Source organism: Ruegeria sp. AI3 (assembly GCF_056541245.1).
The window spans coordinates 1-620 of the sequence record NZ_JBQFYA010000081.1 but is presented as its reverse complement, the minus strand read 5'-3'; the positions used below and the strand labels follow the sequence as shown (position 1 = coordinate 620).

Annotated in this window: 1 protein-coding gene and 1 pseudogene; both read right to left on the bottom strand. The window is 58.5% G+C overall.

The window, feature by feature from the left end; all coding sequences use genetic code 11:
* The coding region (locus ACRZ95_RS23150) for an alpha/beta hydrolase (RefSeq protein ID WP_480555745.1) at window positions 1–493 on the bottom strand (493 nt) is incomplete at its 3' end.
* Window positions 493–620 (bottom strand): annotated as a pseudogene (locus ACRZ95_RS23145) (alpha/beta hydrolase); the annotation flags it as partial. The pseudogene ACRZ95_RS23145 and the gene ACRZ95_RS23150, both read right to left, overlap by 1 nt.

Genomic DNA, 620 nt, shown 5'->3' with positions numbered 1-620 from the left:
CCGCCAGGGTTCCCCCGGTCGACGTTGACAGGATGACGACTTTGTCCCCCACTGCGCGCGCTGCGGCCACGCCTTCGGCCATGTCGCGCATCCAGCCCGACGCGGTACCTTCTGCCATGGCCTCTCCGTCACGGCCATGACCTTGCAGGCGGGTGTAGACCAGATTGGCCCCCAACGCCTCTGCAACACGATCCGGAACCGGCCGGATTTCCTCGGAACTTGCCGAGAATCCATGAACATACAGCACCGAGTATGGCGTGCGTTGTTCTTTGAAGCCGTCCTGCCAAATCACCCGTTTTTCGACACCGGGCACGATGTCATCAAAGGCGGATTCGGTGCTTTCGAAATAAACCTGCACACCCTCGCCAAAACGCCGGTCATCAAAGACTGGCACAAGGTTGACCTCTTCGCGTGGACCAAACCAATAGACCAGGCCACCAACGACAATCAGTGCCAAGACGACGCGCCCCAAAACCCATCCAAAACGCCGCATCAGTCTTCTCCCATCACATCCAGGATCGCGTTTTCAATCAGACCCAGACAGGGGCCATCGGAAAACCGGTGATCTGCATCTTTGACCAACAGCAGACGTATGTCCGGTCCCGTGGCATGGTCGAGCA